Origin of the sequence: Streptomyces vietnamensis, assembly GCF_000830005.1 — a bacterium.
GTDB classification, from domain to species: domain Bacteria; phylum Actinomycetota; class Actinomycetes; order Streptomycetales; family Streptomycetaceae; genus Streptomyces; species Streptomyces vietnamensis.
In genome coordinates this window covers 4,699,425-4,722,894 of record NZ_CP010407.1, presented here as the reverse complement: position 1 = coordinate 4,722,894, position 23,470 = coordinate 4,699,425, and the positions used below count along the sequence as shown (strand labels likewise).

The following is a 23,470-nucleotide window of genomic DNA, read 5'->3' as shown; positions in this document are numbered from 1 at the left end:
CTGGCCCTCGTTCGGGCCGAACCTACGATGTCGCCATGACGATCTCCGGGCCGCAGCCACTGATACGCGTCCTGTACGACGAGTCCCGCAGTGACCTGCGGGATCCGGCTCGTCCGCGACCCGTCCGTATCTACCTGTGGGAACCGGACCGCCTGCCTGCTCTCCCCGCTCCACTGGTCGTCGTCTCGCACGGCACCGGAGGCTCCGGCAGCAATATGGAGTGGCTGGTGGGCCCACTGCACGAGGCAGGTTTCCGCGTCGTGGCCCTGGACCACCACGGCAACAACTTCATCGACGGCTACGAGCCGGAAGGCTTTCTGCACGTATGGGAACGGCCTCGCGACGTTTCCTTCGTCCTCGACGTGCTTGCTGGCGAGCAGCCCATCGGACCGATCGGTGTGGCGGGTTTCTCCCTGGGCGGCTATACGGCGGTGGCACTCGCCGGTGTTCGTGTCGATCCGCAGGTTCTGTGGGCGGTGATGACGGGTGCGGTTCCCCTGCCGGAGATTCCTGAGTTCCCCGGCGCACTGGAGGCGCTCAAGAAGAAGTACCCGCTGGACGAGTCGTTGCGGCACGTGCTCAACGGCGCCGGGGCAGACTTCTCGGATCCTCGAGTCCGGGCGGTCTTCCAAGTGGCCCCCGGAGTCGGCGGTCTCGTGACCCGAGAGAGCCTGGCAACTGTACAAGTGCCGGTGGGCATCCGCTGGGGTGGAGCGGACACCGTCAACCCCTACGAGATCGACACCCGGCCGTACCTGGACCACATCCCCGGGGCAAGTGGCTGCTCAGCCGGCCCCGACGTCCGCCACGAGGACTTCTTCATGCCGGAACCCGCCAGAGCCGGCGTCCGAGCACGGGTGGGCAGGGAGGCTGCCACCTTCTTCGAGCAGCACCTTGCCTGAACCTCGGCCCGTTCGAGGATGGGGCAGGACCAGCGGATCGCGCCACAGCAATCGGGGAGGAAGCACGCGCCCATCCTGCATCGAGGCCGGGCCGTTCGGGTCACGGGCCACCGATCACCGATCACCGATCACCCGCTCACCGGGTCGTCAAGGTCCCGGCTCGGCGAGGTCCCGGCTCGGCGGGTGAGGTCGGGCAGGACCGTGGTCAGGCCCGCCAGGGCCAGGGTCGCACCGAGCCAGAGCGGGGCGCGCAGGCCCCAGGTCTCGATCGCCACGGCGCCGATGGAGGAGCCGAGGATGATGCCGAGGGTGATGAAGGAGGAGTGGACGGTGTTGACCAGCGGGCCGGCGTTGCCGGTGCGCTGGACGCGGGTCGCCATCGCCGGGTTCATGGTGACGCCGACCAGGCCGACGCCCATCATGCAGACCACGGCCGGTGCGGGCAGGTCGGCGAGGAGTGCGAAGCCGGCCAGGAACACGGTGTTGAGGACCAGGCCCACGGCCAGCACCGGGACGGTGTGACGGTCGGCGAAGCGACCGACGACGTTGTTGCCGACGACGGTGGCGGCACCGTACGCGATCAGCAGCAAGGGGACGGTGCCGGTGGAGAAACCTGCGAGTCCCGTGAGGATCGGGTTGAAGTAGCTGAAGGCCGAGAAGGTGGCCCCGATGATGAGCGTGCTGGTGGACAGCACCAGCCACAGCTTGGGCTTCCTGAAGACGCCGGCCTCCTGCCGGAATCCGCCGCCGTCCCCGGCTCGCTCGATGCGGGGCACGCCGAGCAGGGTCGTCACGGCAGCGATCACGGTGAGTCCGGTGATGGTCCAGAACGCCGCCCGCCAGCCGAACCGTTCGCCGACCAGGGTGGAGAGGGGAAGTCCGAGGAGGGTGCCGAGCATGAGGCCGTTCATGGCGACCGCCATCGCGCGACCGCGGACTTCGGGGCGGGTGATCTGTGCGCACATCGAGATGCCCACGCCGAAGAAGGCCTGGGAGGCGATGCCGGTGATGATGCGCGCGGCCATCATCGTGGAGTAGCCGGTCGCTGTGGCAGCGAGGACGTTGCCCGCCAGGAAGACGGCGAACAGCACCATCAGTGCCGTCCGTGAGGGAAGTTTCATGACCGCCACGGTGAGGAACGGCCCACCCGCCGCCATGGCCACCGCGAACGCGGTGATGAGGTATCCGATCTGCGGGATGGTGACGTTCAGGCCGTCGGCCATCTGCGGCATCAGTCCGGCGACCACGAACTCACTGGTCACCATCGCGAAGATGCCGAGTGCCAGGACGTATACGGCGCGGGGCACGGTTCGGTCTCCTTGGGGCTGGGCGACGAAGGGTTATGGATCGATCAGTTCAAAACATGGGTACGGGCAGGCCCCCGCGGGGACGGCTCGGGTCGGACGGCTAGAAGGTCAGTGCGTCCAGGGCCACTTCGGCGATCGACTCCAGCGCAGCACGATCCGCGCCGCCCTGACTGGAGATGCGCATGCCGCCGATCGCCGCGTTGATGAAGCGGGCCAGCGCTTCGGCGTCCCGCCGGGAGGTGACACTGCCGTCCCGGCGCCCCTCCTCGATCACCGCACGCAACACGGCGAGCCTGCGGGCCGTGTCGCGCTCCAGCATTCCCGCCGCCCGGCCGCCCTGAGCGGCCGGCTCGACCGTGGTGTTCACGGTCAGGCAGCCCAGGCCGCGGCCGCCGGCTCGGTGTTCGGTCTCGCCGTCGACGACCATGGCGAACAAGGCGCGGATACGGTCGGCGGCGCTCTGCCGGGAGTCCTCCAGGACGGCCAGCTGGGCGGTCGTCATGGTGTCGATGTAGTGGGCCAGAGCGCGCTCGAACAGGTCGCGCTTGCTCTTGAACGTGTTGTAGATACTGCTGCGCCCCAGGCCCGTGGCCTCACACAGGTCCTGGGTGGAAGTGGCGTCGTAGCCCTTCTCCCAGAACGTGTGCATCGCCGCGTCCAGGGCCCGTTCCTCATCGAACATCCGCGGTCGGGCCATGGTGCGAGACTAGCCGTTTTGGATCGGCCGTTGCAATACGTCTCCCGGTGCGGGACAGCGCGAAGGCCCGTCGCCGGCCACCCGGTGGGGTGGTGGGGACGGGCCTTCGGAGAGGGCTCACGGTTTCTACTTGGGGTCTCGGTTGAACACCGCCTTCGACCAGAAGTAGCCGAGGGTGGTCAGGGCGAGGCACCAGGCCAGGGCCAGCCAGCCGTTGTGGCCGATCTCGGTGCCCAGGAGCAGGCCGCGGAGGGTTTCGATGGCCGGGGTGAAGGGCTGGTACTCGGCGATCGGCTGGAACCAGCCGGGCATCTGGTCGACCGGGACGAAGGTGCTGGAGATCAGCGGCAGGAAGATCAGCGGCATCGCGTTGTTGCTGGCCGCCTCCGCGTTCGGGCTGACCATGCCCATGCCGACCGCGATCCAGGTCAGGGCCGTGGCGAAGAGGACCAGGAGGCCGAAGGCCGCCAGCCACTCCAGGGCCGTCGCATCCGTCGAGCGGAAGCCGATCGCCACTCCCACCGCGCCCACCAGGACCACGCTGATCACCGACTGGAGCACGCTGCCGATGACGTGGCCCGTGATGACCGAGCCGCGGTGGATCGCCATCGTGCGGAAGCGGGCGATGATGCCCTCCGTCATGTCGTTCGAGACGGAGACCGCCGTGCCGATCGTCGTCGAGCCGATCGTCATCAGGAGCAGGCCCGGGACCAGGTACGCGATGTAGTCCGAGCGGTCCCCGCCGCCCATGCCCGCGCTCATCGTGTCGCCGAAGATGTAGACGAACAGCAGGAGCAGCATGATCGGGGTGAGCAGGAGGTTCAGGGTCAGGGACGGGTAGCGCCTCGCGTGCAGCAGGTTGCGGCGCAGCATCGTCGACGTGTCGCGGACGGCGAGGGACAGGGTGCTCATCGGGCGGACTCCTTCTGCTGGGCGGGGACGGTGGCGGTGGTGGTGGCGGTGGCGGTGAGGGCGAAGAAGACGTCGTCCAGGTCCGGCGTGTGGACCGTGAGTTCGTCCGCCTCGATGCCGGCCGTGTCCAACCGGTCGAGGATCGCGCGCAGTTCGCGCTGGCTTCCGTCGCTCGGGAGCTGGAGGGCGAGGGCCTCGTCGTCCCGGGCCGCGTCCGCCAGAGCCGATGCGGCGGTGCGGTAGGCGTCCGGGGCGGAGAACCTCAGTCTCACGTGGCCGCCGGGGATCAGGCGCTTGAGTTCCTCCGCCGTGCCCTCCGCCGCGATCTTGCCGTTGTTGAGGACCGCGATGCGGTCGGCGAGCTGGTCGGCCTCCTCCAGGTACTGGGTGGTGAGGAAGACCGTCACGCCGTCGGAGACCAGCTCGCGGATGATCTGCCACATGTTGTGCCGGGAGCGCGGGTCCAGGCCGGTGGTCGGCTCGTCGAGGAAGATGATCCGCGGGCTGCCGACCAGGGTCATGGCGATGTCCAGGCGGCGTTTCATGCCGCCGGAGTACGTGGAGGCCGGCTTCTTGGCCGCCTCCGTCAGGTCGAAGCGCTCCAGGAGTTCGGCGGTGACCCGGCGGCCCTCCTGCTTGGAGAGGTGGTTCAGGTCCGCCATCAGGAGCATGTTCTCCTCGCCCGTGATCAGGCCGTCGACCGCGGAGAACTGGCCCGTCACGCCGATCGCGGCCCGGACGGACTGTGCTTCGGCCGTGAGGTCGTGGCCCGCCACCCGGGCCTGGCCGCCGTCGGCGGTGATGAGGGTGGACAGGATCTTCACGGCGGTCGTCTTGCCCGCGCCGTTCGGGCCGAGCAGGGCGAAGATCGAGCCCTCGGGGACGGTCAGGTCGATGCCGTCGAGGACGACCTTGTCGCCGTAGGACTTCCGCAGCCCGTTCGCTGCGATGGCCTGGGTGGTCATGGTGCGTGCTCCTTGGAGGCTGCGGGTCGGAACGAGGGGGTGGGTTACAGGCTGCGGGCCGCGATGTCGCCGTACGCCGTCGTCGCCTGGATGATCAGGCCCGGAGCGCCGTCGTTCTTCAGGGAGTTGGCGACCCGGCCGTAGGCCGTACCGGCGTCCAGGGAGGCGGAGACGCCCGCCGCGGCGCCGACCGTGATGTCGCCCATCTGGGTGTTCAGGACGACCGAGCCGCCCACCGCCTCGGCGATGCGGATGTCACCCCGTGCGGTGCTGATCTCGGCGGAGCCGGCCAGGCGGCCGACCTCGACGTCGCCGTCGACCGCGGTGAGGCGGAGGGTCGCGGCCTCGTCGACCTTGATCCGGCTGTACGCGCCCTCGAAGGCGACGTCGCCGAGCCGGCCCACGGCGCGGAGTTCGGCGGCGGCGGCCTGGGCCTCGATCCGGGAGCCGGCCGGGAGCTGGACCGTCACCTCGATGGCGCCGGCGTGTCCGAGGATCCGGTTCTTCGGCTTCGGGACCTCGATGCGCAGGACACCGTCGGCGTAGGCGACTTCGGTCTCCTCGGCCGTCTTCACGTCGCGGCTCTTGGAGGGGTCGGCCGGCAGGACCTCGACGGTGGTGTCGGTGCGGTCGGCGGCGATGAGGTGGATGCGGCCGGCGGGGACGGCGAAGGTGGCGACGATGGCGGCGGGGGTGGCGAAGTTCTGCATGGTGCTTCTCCTTCGTGTGGAGCGGGCGCTTGTTCGCCTCGCTCTTTCCGATGAAGGAAAAGCTACGTTGCGTTCGAGACTCCGGCAAGCACTTCATTGCGTGAAAACAGGATCTACGCAGGTCAGTTGATGGATTTCATTGCAATGGTTCTGAATCTAATGCAACAACACCCCTTCATGCCGTTGCAATGGATTGCCGGTGAACGCTATGCTGACGCCATCACGGACGAACGGACGAAGAAGGAGACCGCGATGCCCGGAGGCAGGCTCACCCAGCCCGAACGTCAGCAGATCGCGTTGGGGCTCGCCGACGGCCTCGCGTACGCGGAGATCGCCCGCCGCCTCGAACGCCCGACCTCGACCATCACCCGCGAGGTCATGCGCAACGGCGGCCCCACCAACTACCGCGCCGACCTCGCCCACCGCGCCACCGAGCACCGCGCCCACCGCCGCAAGCCGGCCGCACCCAAGGGGACTTCCGCCGCCCCGCAGGCCCATGGGCGCGACGCCGAGGCCGTGCGCGCGTACGAGGAGACGCTCACGACCGTCATGATGGCCTCGGGCATGCCCAAGATGATGGCCCGCGTCATGGCCAGCCTCACGCTCGCGGACACGGGCAGTCTCACCGCGTCCGAGCTCTCCGAGCGCCTCCAGGTCAGCCCGGCGTCCGTCTCCAAGGCCGTCGCGTTCCTCGACAGCCAGGACCTCATCCGCCGGGAGCGCGACGACCGCCGCCGCGAGCGCTACGTCGTCGACGACGACGTCTGGTACCAGGCGATGACGGCCTCCGCCCGGTCCATCGCGCAGATCGTCGAGACCGCGCGGCAGGGCGTCACCGTCCTCGGCTCCGACACTCCGGCCGGCCACCGCCTGGAGAACGTCGCCCGCTTCCTCGACTTCGTCTCCGAAAGCACGGCCCGGGCCGCCGAACAGGCCCGGGCCATCCTTCACACCAAGCCCCCGGTCACGGGGGACGGCGACGCTACAGCCCCAGGCGGTAGCGGATCTTCTTGACCAGCTCCGTCAGGTCCGGCCGGCGCAGCAGGCTGTAGTGGTCCGCGTCCAGTTCCACGACCGTCGGCGGGCGGGTGGACCAGCCCGTGGCCCGCTCGAGGAAGGAGTAGTCGTCGCCTTCCGCCTTGAAGAGCGTCACCGGGCACTTCACCTGCCGCTCCGTCAACTCCCGGAAGGTGTACGTGAACTCGAAGGTCTCCTCGACGATCGCGACGATCCGGGAGATCAGGTCCGGGTCCAGGGCCGGGAAGTTCTCCGCGACGTACGCCACGAAGCCCTCCCGGTCCCCCGCCGTCACGTTCGCGTCGATCGCTCCCGCGAAGACCGAGTACAGGATCGTCACGAACGCCGGGTTGTCGTACGTCGCCCCGCCCGTCCCCCGCCCCGCCTCCGACGACCGGACCTTCGGGGAGCCCGGCGCGATCAGGAAGAGGTGCTCCACCTGCTCCCCCGCCGCCTCGAGCAGGTGTGCCGACTCGAAGGCGACGCGGGCGCCGAAGGAGTAGCCCCACAGCGTGTACGGGCCGGTGGGCTGGCGGCGGCGGATCGCGGCCACGTCGGCGGCGGCCATCTCGCGGATGGTCGCGTACGGCTCCTCGCCCCGGTTGATGCCGTGCGCCTGCACCCCGTAGAAGGGCCGGTCGATGCCGACCTCCTCGGCCAGGTGCCGCAGGTTCATCGTGTACCCGCCGAGCCCCGGCCAGCAGTACACCGGCGACTGCGCGCCGGCCGCGTGGAGCCGTACGAGACGGGACGCGGGGGTGGCCGCGGCGCCGTCCAGCCGGTGGGCGAGCTTCTCGATCGTCGGGCGCTCGAAGAGGACCTGGAGCGGGAGCGAAGCCCCGAACTCGCGGTTGATCCTGGTCACCAGCGCGACCGCGATCAGCGAGTTGCCGCCGGACTCGAAGAAGTCGTCCAGGACGGAGACCGCCTCGACCTCCTCGTACTTGAGCGCCGCCGCCCAGACCTCCGCGAGCCTGCTCTCCGTACGGGTACGGGGCAGGACGTGCGGGCGGCCGTGCAGGCCCGCGTTGACCACGGCGAGGTCGGCGAGCGCCTTCGCGTCCACCTTGCCGTTCGCCGACAGGGGCAGCCGGTCCAGGACCACGACCCGGTTCGGGATCATGTAGTCCGGCAGGTGGTGCACGAGGTCGTCCCGGATCATCTCCGCCGGGCCCTTCATGTGGACCGTGTCCTCGTACATCCCCTCGCTCAGCCGCTGCTCCTCGCTCACCCGGCCGCCGACGAAGAAGTACGAGGGGCCGGTCGCCCGTCCCGCCGCCGCCAGGATCTCGTCCACGCGGCGGGCGGCGGGAAGGGGGTGGCCGGACTTGGAGCTGTAGCCGGAGGACATGAACCCGAGTCCGTGGCCGCCGAGTTGGAGCCGCTGGAGGGTCCGCCCGAGGTCGACGTACGCGCGCTCCGTAGCCGCCGTCCGGCTGACGACGGTGACGCCGAGCGAGGCCCGCTCGTACACCGCCTGGTTGATGGCGATGACGTGCTTCTTCTCGACGAGGGAGGGGGAGACGGGGGTCAGGGCGCCCCGGCCGGTATAGACGTACTGGCCTTCCGGGAGGTCCCGGACGCGGTCGCCGTGGGCCTGGACGTAGACGTCCACCTCCGGGGCCTCCAGGTCTGTGCGCGTCTCCTCGTCGTACGGGACGACCTCCCACGCGCCGTCGGCGCACGCGCGGACGTCGAGGCCGTAGCCGGGCAGGATCTCCTCGAAGAGGCCGAGCATGTGGCCGGTCTCGATCTCCAGGACTTCCTGGATGTTGTTCTTGTAGACGGGCTCGATGGCCTCCCGCTTGCCCCGGAAGCGGAGGCGGAGGGACGGTCCGCCGTCCTCCGGCAGCGGGTCGGTCAGGTACAGGCGGTGGCGGACCGGGTGGTAGTAGTACGTGCCCGGCTCCAGGCCCGCGATCCCGCGCGCCTCCACGTACAGCTGCGTCGCGTACAGCGCGCCCGGTGAGGCGTAGCCGTACTTCGGGAGGAGCCGCTCTTCGCTCGTGAACTGCCCGAACCAGCGCAGGATTTCACCGAGGTCGGCCGAGGTGAGGCTGCCGACCTGGCGGGAGCCGATGCCCTCGGGGCGGCGGGCCAGGGTCGCGAGGACGTCGGCGCGGGTGACCTCGCCGCCCTCGTAGAAGCGGTACGTCTTGCGGGCGAAGACCGTACGGCGCATCCGCTCCGTCGGCGTCCCGCCCGGCAGCTGGACCACCGGGCAGCCCGCCAGCTCGGCGTCCCCGCGGGTGCCGGCGTTCGACAGCTGGGCCTTGACCTGGAGCTTCGACTCCTTGGACTGGTGGTGGGCGCCGTGGTTGCCCTGGTCCATCAGGGCCGCCTCCTTCGGCGACAGCTCCACGCAGGCGACGAGGTTCTGGAAGCCGGTGCGGGGCTCGTCCTTGACGATGACCGCCGCGTTCTTGACCCAGTCGTGGTCCTCGATGGCGAGCGCGATCTCGTCCAGCTCGACGCGGAAGCCGCGCAGCTTGATCTGGTTGTCGGCGCGGCCGGCGAACTGGACGGTGCCGTCGTCGTTGAGGTGGGCCAGGTCTCCGGTGCGGTACAGCCGCTCGCCGGTCTCGCTCGTGATGAACCGCTCGGCGGTGAGCTCGGGACGGTCCAGGTACCCCCGCGCCACCTGGACCCCGCCGATGCACAGCTCGCCGTCGCGTATGTGGAAGGTCGTGTCGTACGCCGGTCTGCCGATCGGTATCGCGGCCGGGCCGTCGGCGACCGTCGCGCGGTCCACCGTGTGGGAGGAGGCGTTGATGGTGCACTCGGTGGGGCCGTAGAGGTTGATCAGATCGGCGGCCGGGAGCTCGGCGAGCAGTTGTACGGCGAGGTTGCGGGAGAGGATCTCGCCGCCCGAGTACACGCGGCGCAGGCTGGTGCAGGTGCCGAGTCGCTCGGTGTCGACGAGGGCCTGGAGGAGGGTCGGCACGCCCTGGAGCATGGTGGCGCCGTGCCGCCGCACGGTGTCGATCAGACCCTCGGGGTCGCGATAGACGCCGGGCGGGCCCATGGCGACGCGGGCGCCGACGGCCGGGGCGAGGATCTCCCACTGGGCGGCGTCGAAGCTCATCGGGGTCTTCTGGACGACGGTCTCGCCGGGGCCGAGCCGGTGCTCGGCGGCCATCCACTCCATCTGGGAGACGATCGAACGGTGCTCGACCATCACGCCCTTGGGCTTGCCGGTGGAGCCCGAGGTGTAGATGACGTACGCGAGCCGGTCCGGGTCCAACCCGGCATCGGCGACGGGCCGTTCGTCACCGGCGGGGCACCGGGCGTGCCGGGCGGCGTCCTCGAGGGTGACGACGGTCGTGCCGGGCGGGGCCAACTCGGTCACGCGGGCGCGGAACTGTTCCTGGGTGAACACGATCCGGGCGCCGCTGTCCTCGATCATGTAGCGCAGCCGCTCCTCCGGGTACTCCGGGGAGAGCGGGACGTAGGCGCCGCCGGAGAGCACGACACCCCATGTGCCGATCATCAGTTCGAGTGACGGTTCGACGTGGACGCCGACCCGCTGGTCGGCGGTGACACCGAGGGTGCGGAGGTACCCGGCGAGGACGGCGGCGCCCTCGTGGAGCTCCCCGAAACTCAGGGTCTCATCGGCCAGGACGACGGCGATGTCGTCGGGTCGTCGTGCGGCCTGGGCGCGGAGGTGCCGGTCGAGCGTGGGCATGAGGGTCCCTTCGATCTGCGGGCCCGCGGTGGGGGCGACGGGATGGGCGGGGGTGGGTTCACCCGTTCCTATCCCGGGGAGCCGGCGCGTGCCGACCCGTGCCCACCCCTAGAAATGCGCGAGAAATGCGGGGGCAGGAGGAGAGGAGCGGAAAGGAGAGGGGCAGAGATGCGGTGCCCCTCCCCGGCCCGACCCGGCCCGGCCCGACCCGGCCCGACCTAGCGGTAGATGAGAAGTTCCTGCTCCGTGGCGCCCGTCAGTTCGTAACGCGTCCTGACCAGCGGGCGTCCCGAATAGATGCGGATCAAGGTGGCCGCGTCGCCGTGGAAGCGGGCTGCCGGCCGGCCCTCGATCTCGTTGCCGAGGGCCACCTCCCTCTTCCGGTCCGCGAGGACGCCGACCAGGCGCGGCGTCTCCCGGCGCCGGCTCGTCACCGACAACAGCGGGAGCGCCAGGTCGAGGGCCGCGCCGCAGTACGCGCCGGGCTCGCCGAAGGCCTCCCGTACGTCTCCGGCGTGGACCCACTCCCCCAGGGCGACCGCGTCGAGCCGGCCGTCCTCGCGCGCCGCGATGACCGGCCCCGCCTCCGTCAGGCCTCGTTCCAGTTCGTCGAGGATCCGGCCCACCGGCCAGTCCTCGCGTTCCGCCACGTCACACGCGTTGGCCTCCGGCAGGAAGACTCCTTCCTCCAGGCGGTCCTCGACGATCCGGACGAGCGCCGCCCCGCAGTGGGCGAGGACCTGCCGTGCGGTCCAGCCGGGACACGCGGTGCGGAGCTCGTACGCCGCCTCCGGTGTGCGCCGGAGGAGCGGCATCAGCAGGTCCCGTTCCGTACGGAGGAGTCTGTCCGGGAGCCACGGATCACGGGTGTCGTCGGTACACATGCGGCCTCAGTAGCGGTAGTGGTCCGGCTTGTACGGTCCCTCCACCGGGACCCCGATGTACGACGCCTGCTCCGGACGCAGCGTCGTCAGCTTCACGCCCAGCGCGTCCAGGTGCAGCCGCGCCACCTTCTCGTCCAGCTGCTTGGGCAGCGTGTACACCCCCACCGGATACTCCGCCGTCTTCGTGAACAGCTCGATCTGCGCCAGCGTCTGGTCCGCGAACGAGTTCGACATCACGAACGAGGGATGCCCGGTCGCGTTGCCCAGGTTCAGCAGCCGGCCCTCGGAGAGCACGATGACGACCTTGCCGTCGGGGAACGTCCAGGTATGGACCTGCGGCTTCACCTCGTCCTTCACGATCCCCGGGATCTGCGCCAGACCCGCCATGTCGATCTCGTTGTCGAAGTGACCGATGTTGCCGACGATGGCCTGGTGCTTCATCCGGGCGATGTCGGACGCCATGATGATGTCCTTGTTGCCGGTGGTGGTGATGAAGATGTCGGCCGTCTCCACCACGTCCTCCAGGGTGGCGACCTGGTAGCCGTCCATCGCCGCCTGCAGCGCACAGATCGGGTCGATCTCCGTGACGATCACCCGGGCGCCCTGGCCGCGCAGCGACTCCGCCGAGCCCTTGCCGACGTCCCCGTAGCCGCACACGACGGCCGTCTTGCCGCCGATGAGGACGTCGGTGGCGCGGTTGATGCCGTCGATCAGGGAGTGGCGGCAGCCGTACTTGTTGTCGAACTTCGACTTCGTCACCGCGTCGTTCACGTTGATCGCCGGGAAGAGCAGGGCGCCCTCGCGGTGCATCTCGTACAGCCGGTGCACGCCCGTGGTGGTCTCCTCCGTCACGCCCCGGATGCCGGCCGCGATCGCCGCCCAGTCCAGGGTGGTGGACTCAAGCAGGGCGCGGACGACCGCGAGCTCCTCGTTGGAGGCCTCCGGCAGCACGCCGGTCTTCTGGTACTCCACCCCCTTGTGGACCAGGAGGGTCGCGTCCCCGCCGTCGTCCAGGATCATGTTGGGGCCCTCGGCGCCGGGCCAGGTCAGGGCCTGCTCGGTGCACCACCAGTACTCCTCCAGGGTCTCGCCCTTCCAGGCGAAGACCGGGATCCCGGCGGCGGCGATCGCGGCGGCCGCGTGGTCCTGGGTGGAGTAGATGTTGCACGACACCCAGCGCACCTGGGCGCCGAGGGCGACGAGGGTCTCGATGAGGACGGCCGTCTGCACGGTCATGTGCAGGGAGCCGGTGATCCGGGCCCCGGCCAGCGGCCGGGTCTGGGCGTACTCGCGGCGGATCGCCATCAGGCCGGGCATCTCGTGCTCGGCCAGCGTGATCTCCTTCCGGCCGAAGGCGGCCAGCGAGATGTCGGCGACCTTGTAATCGGTGAAGTCAGACATGCGCTGCAACTCTCCTTGCACTCATGATGGTTCGGTGGATTTCCAGGGCCGCCGTCGACTTGTTGAGCGTGATGTAGTGCAGGCCCGGCGCGCCCTCGTCGAGCAGCCGCAGGCCCATCCGCGTCGCGTGCTCGACCCCGATGCGGTACGAGGCCGCCGGGTCGTCCTTCGCCGCCTCCAGGCGGTGCGCCAGGTCCTCGGGGAAGGCCGCGTCGCTCAGCTCGGCGAAGCGCCGGATCTGGCGTACGTCGGTGGCGGGCATGATCTCCGGGATGATCGGGGTGTCGCAGCCGGCGGCGGCGACCCGGTCCCGCAGCCGCAGGTAGTCCTCGGGGTCGAAGAACATCTGCGTGATGGCGTAGTCCGCACCCGCCCGGCACTTCGCGACGAAGTGCGCCAGATCGCTCCTGGCGTCGACGGACCTCGGGTGGCCCTCCGGGAAGGCCGCCACCCCGATCCTGAACTCGCCCAGCGACCGGACCAGTTCGACGAGTTCGTACGCGTGACGGAATCCGTCCGGGTGCGGGGTCCACTCCCCCCGCGGATCGCCCGGCGGGTCGCCGCGCAGCACGAGCACGTCCCGTACGCCGGCGTCCGCGTACGCGCCGATGATGGCCCGCAGCTCGGCGGCCGAGTGCCCGACGGCCGTCAGATGGGCGACGGGCCGCATCGTCGTCTCCGTCACGATCCGCTTCGTGACCTCGATCGTCCGGTCGCGGGACGAGCCGCCCGCCCCGTACGTCACCGACACGAAGTCCGGCTTCAACGCCTCCACGCGCCGGATCGCGTCCCACAGGGTCTGCTCGCCCTTGTCGCTCTTCGGCGGGAAGAACTCGAAGGAGAAGGTGGGGGTCACAGCCGTCGGCCTCCCGCGTTGAAGTAGCTCGCCTCCGGGTGGTGGACCACGATCGCGTCCGTCGACTGCTCGGGATGGAGCTGGTACTCCTCCGACAGCTCGACCCCGATCCGCTCCGGGCGGAGCAGCTCGGCGATCTTCGCCCGGTCCTCCAGGTCCGGGCAGGCCGGATAGCCGAGGGAGTAGCGGCAGCCCTGGTACTCGGTGCGCAGCATGCCCTCCAGGCCGGCGGGGTCGGCGGCGCCGATGCCCCACTCCTCCCGCACCCGGGCGTGCCAGTACTCGGCGAGCGCCTCCGCCAACTGCACGGACAGACCGTGCAGTTCGAGGTAGTCGCGGTAGGCGTCGGCGGCGAAGAGCCGGGCCGTCTCCTCCCCGATCCGCGATCCGACGGTGACGACCTGGAGGGCGACCACGTCCACCTCGCCGGAGTCCTCGGCACGGTGGAAGTCGGCCAGGCAGAGGCGGCGGCCCCGCTGCTGGCGGGGGAAGGAGAAGCGGGTCCGCTCGCCTCCGTCCTCGTCCAGGACGATCAGGTCGTCGCCCTTGGACACACAGGGGAACCAGCCGTACACGACGGCCGCTTCGACCAGGCCCTCCCGCTCGATCCGGTCGAGCAGCGCCCGCAGGCGCGGTCGGCCTTCCGAGTCGATGGTCCCGTTGTCCTTGAGACCCCACTGGCCCTTGAAGAGGGCGGTCTCGTCGAGCCAGGGGGCGTATTCGGCGAGCGGGATGCCGGTGACGACCTTGGTTCCGAGGAAGGGGGGCTCGGGTACGGGGTTGTCGGCGGCCACGTCGGAGCGGCCGGCCGGCTCGGGCTCCCGGACCTCCGGAAGCACCACCGGCTGCTTGGGCACCCTGCGCTGCTTCAGCTCCGGGAGTACGGCCCCGGGGACGCCCCGCTTCACGCCCATCAGCGCGTCCATGAGCCGCAGGCCCTCGAAGGCGTCGCGGGCGTAGCGGACCTCGCCCTGGTACAGCTCGTGCAGGTCCTGCTCGACGTACGCCCTGGTCAGGGCCGCCCCACCCAGGATCACCGGGTACTTCGCGGCCAACCCGCGGCCGTTCAGCTCCTCCAGGTTCTCCTTCATGATCACGGTGGACTTCACCAGCAGGCCGGACATGCCGATGACGTCGGCGTTGTGTTCCTCGGCGGCCTCCAGGATCGCGGAGACCGGCTGCTTGATGCCGATGTTGACGACGTTGTAGCCGTTGTTGGACAGGATGATGTCCACGAGGTTCTTGCCGATGTCGTGGACATCGCCACGGACCGTCGCCAGGACGATCGTCCCCTTGCCCTCGGCATCCGACTTCTCCATGTGCGGCTCCAGATAGGCCACCGCCGTCTTCATCACCTCGGCGGACTGGAGCACAAACGGCAGCTGCATCTGGCCGGAGCCGAACAGCTCACCGACCGTCTTCATGCCGTCCAACAGCACGTCGTTGACGATCTCCAGCGCCGGCCGCTCCGACAGTGCCGCATCGAGGTCGGCCTCCAGGCCGTTCTTCTCGCCGTCGACGATCCGCCGCTTCAGACGCTCCTCCAGCGGCAGCGCGAGCAGCTCCTCGGCCTTCCCCGCCTTCAGGGACTTCGCCGTCGCCCCCTCGAACAGCTCAAGCAGCCGCTGCAGCGGGTCGTAGCCCTCCCGCCGCCGGTCGTGGATCAGGTCGAGCGCCACCTCCACCTGCTCCGGCTCCAGGCGCGCGATCGGCAGGATCTTCGAGGCGTGCACGATCGCCGAGTCCAGGCCCGCCTTCACGCACTCGTCCAGGAAGACGGAGTTGAGGACGATCCGCGCCGCCGGGTTGAGACCGAAGGAGATGTTCGACAGGCCCAGCGTGGTCTGCACGTCCGGGTGGCGGCGCTTCAGTTCGCGGATCGCCTCGATCGTCGCGATGCCGTCGCCCCGCGACTCCTCCTGGCCCGTGCAGATCGTGAACGTGAGGGTGTCGATCAGGATGTCGGACTCCCTGATCCCCCACTTCCCCGTGAGGTCGGCGATGAGCCGCTCGGCGATCGCGACCTTCTGCTCGGCCGTCCGCGCCTGCCCCTCCTCGTCGATCGTCAGCGCCATCAGCGCCGCGCCGTGCTCCTTCGCGAGGGCCGTGACCTGCGCGAACCGCGACTCGGGCCCGTCGCCGTCCTCGTAGTTGACCGAGTTGACGACCGCCCGGCCGCCGAGCTTCTCCAGGCCGGCCCGCAGCACCCCCACCTCGGTGGAGTCGAGCACGATCGGCAGCGTCGACGCCGTCGCGAAACGGCCCGCCAGCTCCGCCATGTCCGCGACGCCGTCGCGGCCCACGTAGTCCACGCACAGGTCGAGCATGTGCGCGCCCTCGCGGATCTGGTCGCGGGCCATCTCCACGCAGTCGTCCCAGCGGCCCTCGAGCATGGCCTCGCGGAACTTCTTCGAGCCGTTGGCGTTGGTCCGCTCGCCGATCGCCAGGTACGAGGTGTCCTGCCGGAACGGGACGTGGCTGTACAGGGACGAGGCGCCGGGCTCCGCGACCGGCTGCCGGTCGAGTACGGCCGCGCCCCGCACCCGCTCCACGATCTCCCGCAGGTGCTCCGGAGTCGTACCGCAGCAGCCGCCGACCAGCGCCGGCCCGTACTCCCGTACGAACTGCTCCTGGGCGTCGGCCAGTTCGGACGGCGACAGCGGGTAGTGGGCGCCGTCCGAGGTCAGCACCGGCAGGCCCGCGTTCGGCATGACCGAGATCGGGATGCGGGCGTGCCGCGACAGGTGGCGGAGGTGCTCGGCCATCTCCACCGGGCCCGTGGCACAGTTCAGGCCGATCATGTCGATGCCGAGCGGCTCCAGGGCCGTCAGCGCCGCCCCGATCTCGGAGCCGAGCAGCATCGTGCCGGTCGTCTCCACCGTGACCTGCACGATGACCGGCAGGTCCACGCCGACCCAGTCCAGGGCCCGGCGGGCGCCGATGACGGCCGCCTTCGTCTGGAGCAGGTCCTGCGAGGTCTCGATGAGCAGGGCGTCGGCGCCGCCGCGGATCAGGCCCTCGGCGTTCTGCTGGAAGGCCTCGCGGAGGGGCTCGTACGTGACGTGGCCCAGGGTCGGCAGTTTCGTACCGGGTCCCATGGAGCCGAGGACCCAGCGGGGGCGGCCGTCGACGGCCGTGTGGGCGTCGGCGACCCCCCGGGCGATCCGGGCGCCCGCCTCGGACAGTTCGTACACCCGGTTCTCGATGCCGTACTCGGCGAGCGCGGCCAGGTTCGCCCCGAAGGTGTTGGTCTCGACGCAGTCCACGCCGACCGAGAAGTAGGCGTCGTGGACGGAGGCGACGACGTCGGGGCGGGTGAGGTTGAGGATCTCGTTGCAGCCTTCGAGGCCGGTGAAGTCGTCCATCGTCGGGTCGGCGGCCTGGAGCATGGTGCCCATCGCCCCGTCGGCGACGACGACCCGCGTCGCGAACTCCTCCCTGAGCGACCGCCGGGCTTCGCTCATGACAGCCCCCTCAGATGGGTGACCAGGGTGGCCGTGCAGCCCACCCCGTACGTCGTCCTGATCCGGTCGAGGAGGGAGTCCCGGTGCAGCCGGTACTCCTGCGTCCCCACGTAGTCGAGGACGGTCGCCGCGACCGCGCAGCCCAGCTGTGCCGCGCACCGCTCCGGCACGCCCCACAGCGTCCCCGCGAGGAACCCGGCCCGGAAGGCGTCGCCGACGCCGGTCGGGTCGACGACCGCCGGGACCTCCACGGCCGGAACCGCCGACGGATCCCGGCCCTCGCCGCGGATGCGGACGCCGGCCTCGCCGTGGGTGGTGACCCAGGTGCCGACCCGGCTCAGCACCTCCGCCTCCGGCCAGCCGGTCTTCTCCAGGAGGAGGGCCGTCTCGTACTCGTTGGTGAACAGGAACCGGGCCCCGTCCACCAGCTCCCGCACCTGCTCCCCGTCGAGCCGCGCCAGCTGCTGCGACGGATCGGCGGCGAAGGGGATCCCCAGGTCACGGCAGGTGCGGGTGTGCCGGAGCATGGCCTCGGGGTCGTCCGGGGAGACCAGGACCAGTTCCAGGCGGCCGGTGCGGGCGACGACCTCGCGGAGGTCGATCTCGCGCGCCTCGGCCATCGCCCCGGCGTAGAAGGTGGCGATCTGGTTCTGGGCCCGGTCGGTGGTACAGACGAAGCGGGCGGTGTGGAGCGACTCGCTGACGCGCACCGAGTCGGTGTCCACGCCGTGGTCCTTCAGCCAGACCCGGTACGGCTCGAAGTCCGCGCCGACCGCGCCCACGAGGGCCGGCCGCAGGCCGAGGACGCCGAGTCCGAAGGCGATGTTCGCTGCCACTCCGCCGCGCCTGACCTCCAGGTTGTCGGCGAGGAACGACAGGGAGACCCGGTCGAGCCGGTCGGCGAGCAGCTGCTCGCTGAACCAGCCGGGGAAGGTCATCAGATGGTCGGTCGCGATGGATCCCGTGACAGCGATGCGCATCTCCCTCAGACCCCCGCTGCCTTCTTCAACCGCTCCACGCGGTCGGTGCGCTCCCAGGTGAACTCGGGGAGTTCGCGGCCGAAGTGGCCGTACGCCGCCGTCGCCGCGTAGATGGGCCGCTTGAGGTCCAGGTCGCGGATGATCGCCGCCGGGCGCAGGTCGAAGACCTCGCTCACGGCCTCCTGGATCTTCTCGTCCGGGAGCGTGCCCGTGCCGAAGGTCTCGACGAAGAGGCCGACGGGCTCCGCCTTGCCGATCGCGTACGCGACCTGCACCTCGCAGCGCTTGGCGAGACCGGCCGCGACGACGTTCTTCGCGACCCAGCGCATCGCGTACGCCGCCGAGCGGTCCACCTTCGACGGGTCCTTGCCGGAGAACGCGCCGCCGCCGTGCCGGGCCATCCCACCGTACGTGTCGATGATGATCTTCCGGCCGGTCAGGCCCGCGTCGCCCATCGGGCCGCCGACCTCGAAGCGGCCGGTCGGGTTCACGAGCAGGCGGTAGCCGTCGGACTCCAGGCTGACGCCCTCCTCGACGAGCTGCTTGAGGACGTGCTCGACGACGTACTCGCGGACGTCCGGGGTGAGCAGGCCCTCCACCGAGATGTCGGCGGCGTGCTGCGAGGAGACGACGACCGTGTCGAGGCGGACCGGGCGGTCCCCGTCGTACTCGATGGTCACCTGCGTCTTGCCGTCCGGACGCAGGTACGGCACGGTGCCGTCCTTGCGGACCTCGGTGAGGCGGCGGGAGAGCCGGTGGGCGAGCGCGATCGGCAGCGGCATCAGTTCGGCCGTGTCGTCGCAGGCGTAGCCGAACATCAGGCCCTGGTCGCCGGCGCCCTGGGCCGCCAGCTCGTCGTCCACGCCCTCGACGCGCGCCTCGTGGGCGGTGTCGACGCCCTGCGCGATGTCCGGCGACTGCGCGCCGATGGACACCGACACGCCGCAGGAGGCGCCGTCGAAGCCCTTCGCGGAGGAGTCGTAGCCGATGTCGAGGACGGCGTCGCGCACCAGCTGGGCTATCGGCGCGTACGCGGAGGTGGTGACCTCGCCGGCGATGTGGACCTGACCGGTGGTGATCAGGGTCTCCACGGCGACCCGGGAGTGGGGGTCCTCGGCGAGGAGCGCGTCGAGGATGGTGTCGCTGATCCGGTCGGCGATCTTGTCGGGATGTCCCTCGGTCACGGACTCCGAGGTGAACAGGCGACGGCTCATGCCTGGCCCACCTCCACCTTGGCCGTGAAGAAGTGCTGCTCGATGGCGCCGAGGGTGCGGATGGAGTCGACCTCCAGGGTCTCCATCTGGATGGCGGTGCCGCTCTCCTGCTCCAGGAGGAAGACGAACTCGACGAAGGACAGCGAGTCGATGAGCCGGTTCTCGATCAGGTCGAGGTCGGCGGCGATGTCGTCGCGCTCGGGGTGACGCTCGAGGATCCAGTTCTTCACCGTCTGCAGGCCGTCGGCCATGGTTGTTCTCCTTGTCAGCTGTTCGATGAGGAAGGGGTGGGGGCGATGATCGGGGCGGCGACCGCGACCGCGTAGTCCACGTCGTGGCTGATGGACACGGTGATCTCGGTGATCCCGGACTCGGCGGCCATCTCGGCCGCGGGCCCGTGCAGTTCCACGAGCGGCCAGCCGCCCTCGGAGCGCCGCACGACGATGTCCGGCCAGGGCAGGAACCTGCCGCGGACCCGTAAGGTCTTGAACGCCGCTTCCTTCGCCGCGATCCGCCCGCACAGGCTCAGGACGTCGAGCCCGGAGGAGGTGCGGCAGTCGGCGAGCTCGCCGGGGGTGAGCATCCGCTCGAAGAACCGCTCCCCGTACTGGGCGAGGAGCCTGCGGACACGGTTGACGGACACGATGTCCATGCCGAGGTTCGCCCACCCCAGGCCGCCCGCCGGCGGGGCGGCGGGACGGGCCGGCACGTCAGATCACCGGCCCGGCCGCGCCGCTCGCACCGGCTTCGAGGACGGCCCGCTCGGCGGACTCCCAGCTGCCGTGGCGGCGGGTCAGCGCCGACAGCCAGCGCTCCAGGCCGAAGGCGACACAGCTGGTGAAGGCCGGTCCGCCGGTCGAGGCCAGGGTGATGTCGCAGCGCTCGCCGAAGAAGTTCCGGTGCGTGTTGACCGAGGCGATCGCCAGGTCCTCGTACAGGAACTCGTACTTCACCGGGGTGAGCCGCTGGAGGACGGCCTTGGAGCTGCCCTTGTCGAAGAAGGGGTCGCAGGCGGCCTCCCTGCGCAGCGGCAGGTCGAGGGCCTTCGCGAAGGACTGGATGCGGGTGGTGAACTCGGCGAGGTGGTTCTCGGCGTGCTCGCGGGTGCCGATGGCGACGACCTCCCGCATGCGGAAGCCGAGCTGGCGCCGCATGCCCTCGTAGTGCGTCTCCTTGCGGAAGCACCAGGAGCAGATCGTGACGAGGGTGTCGTCGGCGACCCGGGTGCCCTGGTGGGTGAGGTAGACGGCGTAGCAGGAGGCCGAGGGCAGGCCGAGCGCGGCGGGTTCGAGTGCGTCGCTCGGGAAGCGGCCGGCGGTGGTGTCGAAGGGCGTGGTCGCGCGGCGCTCCAGGTCGAGCGGGGCGGCGACGACGGCCTGGTGGGGGAAGTTGTCGTAGTAGTCGAGCTTGGCCAGGTCGGCGGCCGGGAGGAGCGGGGGCATGGTCATGGGGCGGGCGCCCGCGGCCACCCCCCAGCCCTCGAAGGTGTCGTCGAGGAGCCGCAGCAGGCGGGTCCCCTCCGGGCCGAGCGTGGGCAGTCCCGTGGTCGCCCCGACGTTCTGCTCGGGGGTGGTCGTGGTCATGATCGGTGCACCTCTCGGGTGAGGGCGTCTCTCAGAGGACGGGCAGGGTGTCGTCCGAGAAGATCCCGGTCTTCAGGAAGAAGGCGAGCGGCTTGCGGACCGCCTTGCGCTCGTGGGCGCGCCGGGACTCGTCGGCGATCAGCGCGTTGCGCAGGCCGAGCGGGTCGGCGATGCCGGCGTCCTTGTACACGTGCGGGTTGTAGAGGGAGTTGATGCTGTAGACGACGTACCGCTTGAGGTACGCCTCGACCTCGCGGACCCGCTCGGCGCTCACGGCCTGGCACATCCGCTGGTGGAGGAGGGAGACCAGCTCGCGCCCGAAGGCGATGTGGCGGGACTCGTCCTGGTGGTGGATGCGGTTGACCTCGCGGATGGTGTGGCAGAGGGAATCGTCCTTCGCCATCCGGGAGTTGTAGTGGTCGACGAGCTCCTCGAAGAAGAGGATGCGGGTGAAGACGAGGAAGTTCTCGACCTCCGGCTCCCAGGCGGCGTCGGCGCGCATGGCGGTGGAGCCGTAGATCTTGTGGCCGTAGCGCCGGCAGAACTCGGAGAAGAACCACATGTGTTCGTTCTCCTCGCCGATGAAGTGGTGGAAGAAGTCCGAGGGGACTTCGAAGCCGGGCATGTGGATGCGGCCGACGACCTCGATGAGGAGCTCGCGGATGCCGTGCACGTTGAGGCTGTAGAAGTTGATCGACTCCCACTTCGACAGGCACTGAAGCGTTTCCTCACCGAGGGTGTCGTAGTGCTCGGTGCCGTAGACGGTGAGCAGCTCCGGCGTCATCCAGAAGCGGTTCTCCTCCAGCGTCTCGGGCCACCGGAAGGTCTGGTACGGGTTGTAGTAGTCCTCGACCGAACGCTCGCTGAGGCGGCTCAGGACCTCCATGAAGCGGTCGGTGACGGGCAGGGGGGCGGTCACGCCCATGGTCTCGCTCCTCGCGACGTGGGGTTACGGGCGGACTTCGTAGACCGCGTTGACCGGGGTCTCGGTGGCGCGCCGCCAGCGGGTGAAGCCGGCCTCCTCGGCGATGGCGCGGAAGGCCTTCTCGCCGGAGTGGTTGCCGAGGGCGTGCGGGCCGCGCTGCGCGACGGCGACCGGCAGGCACATCACGGCGGACAGGGCCATGAACATGCGGGCGGCGGGGGTCTGGGTGTCGATGTCCTGCGGGGAGACGTTGGACTCGACGAGCATCCAGGTGCCGTCCGCGTCGAGGGACTTGTGGACGTGCTGGGCGGCGGCGACGGGGTCGCCCATGTCGTGCAGGGCGTTGAAGAAGCACACCAGGTCGTAGCCGGAGCCGGGGTAGTCGTCGGCGGAGGCGACCTCGAAGACGACCCGGTCGGAGAGGCCGGCCTCCTCGGCGAGCTCGCGCGCGATGGAGATGGCCTCCTCGGAGTAGTCGAAGCCGTGGACGGTGGCGTTCGGGAAGGCCTTCGCGATGAGGAGGGTGGTGTGGCCGACGCCGCAGCCGACGTCGGCGACGGTGCCGCCGTTCGCCAGCTTGTCGGTGACCTGGTGGAGGGCGGGCAGCCAGTCGGGGACGAGCTTGTGCTCGTACGTGGGCTGGAAGAAGGAGCCCATGCCGGTGTCGAGGGCCGCGTCGTGCTCGGCCCAGCCGACGCCGTCGCCGGTGCGGTATGCGTCGACGAGCAGGTCCTCGGTGGCGTACAGCGCCTTGAGGGCGGTGAAGAACCCGGCGGCGTACGTCACGGCCTTCGGGTCGGCGAGGACCTCGACGTGGTCGGCGGGCAGGGTGTACGTGAGGGAGCTGGGGTGCCGCTCGACGTACCCGGCGGAGAGCTGGGCGTGCAGCCACTCCTCGATGTAGCGCGTGTTCGTGCCGGTCTTCTCCGCCAGCTGCTCGGCGGTGAGCGGACCGTCGGCGGCCAGGGCCTTGTAGAGCCCGAGGCGCTCGCCGAGGGCGACGGTCAGGCCGCGGACGGCCGCGCCCGCGTCGGTGATGACCTTCTGGTGGAAGTCGTGGGCGCTCATGCGGCCTTCTCCTCGTACGCCGGCGTGTCACACGTGAACAAGAACGACCTCGGCATGCGCGGTACGGAGCGGGCCGGGACCGGGTAGGGCCAGCGGTCGAAGGCGGCGCCGTCCTCACCGGGCTGCTTGACCTCGCGTACGGCCCAGCCGCAGTCGGCGAGCAGCGCCTCGGGCTCCTCGGTGCCGAAGAGCCACGGGTTGCCGTCCTCCTCCAGGGCCTTCATGAAGCTCCGGGCGAGCGGGTTCTCCAGGGCGGACTTCGAGATGACGTCGCCGAGCAGCACGGAGCCGGGCGCGGCGTGCGAGGCGAGCAGCGAGATGAGGGTCCGTACGGCCTGCTCGGGCAGGAAGAACAGCAGGCCCTCGACCACCCACAGGACGGGCTCCTCGCTCTTCCAGCCGGCCTCCTTCAGGGGGCCGGTCCAGTCCCGGGTGAGGTCGACGGGGACGGTGACGCGGGTCCGGCCGGCGGGCCGCGGCTCGTCCTTGAGCATCTCGGCCTTGGCCTCCAGGAGGGCCGGGCGGTCGAGCTCGTAGACGGTGACGCCGTCGGGCCAGGGAAGCCGGAAGAAGCGGGTGTCCATGCCGGCGGCGAGGAAGACGACCTGGCGGATGCCGCGCTCCTCCACCGCCTTGACTATGGCCCGGTCGAGGTAGGTGGTGCGGATGGCGAGGAACGGCACGATGCCGCCGCCGTCGTAGCGCGCGAGCAGTTCGAAGCCGATCTCGTCGGCGACGGTGCGCGCGTAGGGATCGGCGAACAGCCGGTCCTCGCGCTCGGTCTCCAGGGCGCGCGCGGCGGCGGTCCACTGGGCGGTGCGGGATACGGCCTCCACAGGAGGTCCCCCTTCGGTTGGGTTGCGGAGATTCGGACGGCCGTGTTCAGGGGCCCGACGAAGG

General features: G+C 70.3%; 20 protein-coding genes. 2 read left to right on the top strand and 18 right to left on the bottom strand.

Annotated features, from left to right (window positions below; genetic code table 11):
• Positions 1 to 35: 35 nt before the first annotated feature.
• Positions 36 to 902 (top strand): alpha/beta hydrolase family protein, encoded by an 867-nt coding sequence (locus SVTN_RS21190; protein ID WP_078908776.1) that lies wholly within the window; start codon positions 36 to 38, stop codon positions 900 to 902.
• A 128-nt stretch (positions 903 to 1,030) separates the two neighbouring features.
• Here the strand turns inward: SVTN_RS21190 and SVTN_RS21185 are convergent, their stop codons facing one another.
• The 5 genes from SVTN_RS21185 to SVTN_RS21165 form a co-directional block, all read right to left on the bottom strand.
• A complete protein-coding gene (locus SVTN_RS21185) occupies positions 1,031 to 2,209 on the bottom strand; it encodes an MFS transporter (protein WP_041130517.1) in 1,179 nt (392 codons plus the stop codon).
• Positions 2,210 to 2,309: 100 nt separating this feature from the next.
• Positions 2,310 to 2,906 (bottom strand): TetR/AcrR family transcriptional regulator, encoded by a 597-nt coding sequence (locus tag SVTN_RS21180; protein WP_041130516.1) that lies wholly within the window; start codon positions 2,904 to 2,906, stop codon positions 2,310 to 2,312.
• A 126-nt stretch (positions 2,907 to 3,032) separates the two neighbouring features.
• On the bottom strand, positions 3,033 to 3,818 hold the full coding sequence (locus tag SVTN_RS21175; protein ID WP_041130515.1) for an ABC transporter permease: 786 nt from the start codon (positions 3,816 to 3,818) through the stop codon (positions 3,033 to 3,035).
• Complete coding sequence (locus tag SVTN_RS21170) at positions 3,815 to 4,783, bottom strand: daunorubicin resistance protein DrrA family ABC transporter ATP-binding protein (protein WP_041130514.1); 969 nt, start codon at positions 4,781 to 4,783, stop codon at positions 3,815 to 3,817. The genes SVTN_RS21175 and SVTN_RS21170 overlap by 4 nt, the downstream gene beginning before the upstream one ends.
• 44 nt (positions 4,784 to 4,827) lie before the next feature.
• Positions 4,828 to 5,493: a DUF4097 family beta strand repeat-containing protein gene (locus SVTN_RS21165; RefSeq protein ID WP_041130513.1), complete on the bottom strand. Its 666-nt coding sequence runs from the start codon at positions 5,491 to 5,493 to the stop codon at positions 4,828 to 4,830.
• Between the two features lie 252 nt (positions 5,494 to 5,745).
• Here SVTN_RS21165 and SVTN_RS21160 point away from each other — a divergent pair, with 252 nt between their 5' ends.
• Entirely contained in the window at positions 5,746 to 6,507 is a 762-nt protein-coding gene (locus tag SVTN_RS21160; protein ID WP_041130512.1) for a GbsR/MarR family transcriptional regulator, read from the top strand.
• Here the strand turns inward: SVTN_RS21160 and SVTN_RS21155 are convergent.
• From SVTN_RS21155 to SVTN_RS21095, 13 genes are all read right to left on the bottom strand, one after another.
• Positions 6,476 to 10,195 (bottom strand): amino acid adenylation domain-containing protein, encoded by a 3,720-nt coding sequence (locus SVTN_RS21155; RefSeq protein WP_041130511.1) that lies wholly within the window; start codon positions 10,193 to 10,195, stop codon positions 6,476 to 6,478. The genes SVTN_RS21160 and SVTN_RS21155 overlap by 32 nt on opposite strands.
• Positions 10,196 to 10,413: 218 nt before the next feature.
• A complete protein-coding gene (locus tag SVTN_RS21150; RefSeq protein WP_041130510.1) occupies positions 10,414 to 11,079 on the bottom strand; it encodes a maleylpyruvate isomerase family mycothiol-dependent enzyme in 666 nt (221 codons plus the stop codon).
• A 6-nt stretch (positions 11,080 to 11,085) separates the two neighbouring features.
• Positions 11,086 to 12,480, bottom strand: coding sequence for an adenosylhomocysteinase (gene ahcY / locus SVTN_RS21145; RefSeq protein WP_041130509.1), 1,395 nt, complete (start codon positions 12,478 to 12,480; stop codon positions 11,086 to 11,088).
• Complete coding sequence (gene metF / locus SVTN_RS21140; RefSeq protein WP_041130508.1) at positions 12,473 to 13,336, bottom strand: methylenetetrahydrofolate reductase [NAD(P)H]; 864 nt, start codon at positions 13,334 to 13,336, stop codon at positions 12,473 to 12,475. The genes ahcY and metF overlap by 8 nt, the downstream gene beginning before the upstream one ends.
• A complete protein-coding gene (metH, locus tag SVTN_RS21135) occupies positions 13,333 to 16,800 on the bottom strand; it encodes a methionine synthase (RefSeq protein WP_041130507.1) in 3,468 nt (1,155 codons plus the stop codon). The genes metF and metH overlap by 4 nt, the downstream gene beginning before the upstream one ends.
• A complete protein-coding gene (locus SVTN_RS21130) occupies positions 16,797 to 17,780 on the bottom strand; it encodes a carbohydrate kinase family protein (RefSeq protein WP_041130506.1) in 984 nt (327 codons plus the stop codon). Before SVTN_RS21130 ends, metH begins: the two co-directional genes overlap by 4 nt.
• Positions 17,781 to 17,785: 5 nt before the next feature.
• On the bottom strand, positions 17,786 to 18,994 hold the full coding sequence (metK, locus tag SVTN_RS21125; protein ID WP_041130505.1) for a methionine adenosyltransferase: 1,209 nt from the start codon (positions 18,992 to 18,994) through the stop codon (positions 17,786 to 17,788).
• Positions 18,991 to 19,245 carry an acyl carrier protein gene (locus tag SVTN_RS21120; protein ID WP_041130504.1) on the bottom strand — a complete coding sequence of 85 codons (255 nt, stop codon included), beginning with the start codon at positions 19,243 to 19,245 and terminating at the stop codon, positions 18,991 to 18,993. The genes metK and SVTN_RS21120 overlap by 4 nt, the downstream gene beginning before the upstream one ends.
• A 14-nt stretch (positions 19,246 to 19,259) precedes the next feature.
• A complete protein-coding gene (gene acpS / locus SVTN_RS21115) occupies positions 19,260 to 19,703 on the bottom strand; it encodes a holo-ACP synthase (protein WP_052499230.1) in 444 nt (147 codons plus the stop codon).
• 1 nt (position 19,704) lies between these two features.
• Positions 19,705 to 20,577, bottom strand: a complete 873-nt coding sequence (locus SVTN_RS21110; RefSeq protein ID WP_041130503.1) for a class-II aminoacyl-tRNA synthetase family protein — start codon at positions 20,575 to 20,577, stop codon at positions 19,705 to 19,707.
• A gap of 31 nt (positions 20,578 to 20,608) precedes the next feature.
• On the bottom strand, positions 20,609 to 21,502 hold the full coding sequence (locus SVTN_RS21105) for a diiron oxygenase (protein WP_041130502.1): 894 nt from the start codon (positions 21,500 to 21,502) through the stop codon (positions 20,609 to 20,611).
• 24 nt (positions 21,503 to 21,526) lie between these two features.
• On the bottom strand, positions 21,527 to 22,570 hold the full coding sequence (locus SVTN_RS21100; protein ID WP_041130501.1) for a class I SAM-dependent methyltransferase: 1,044 nt from the start codon (positions 22,568 to 22,570) through the stop codon (positions 21,527 to 21,529).
• Positions 22,567 to 23,406, bottom strand: a complete 840-nt coding sequence (locus SVTN_RS21095) for a class I SAM-dependent methyltransferase (protein WP_041130500.1) — start codon at positions 23,404 to 23,406, stop codon at positions 22,567 to 22,569. The genes SVTN_RS21100 and SVTN_RS21095 overlap by 4 nt, the downstream gene beginning before the upstream one ends.
• Between the last annotated feature and the right edge of the window lie 64 nt (positions 23,407 to 23,470).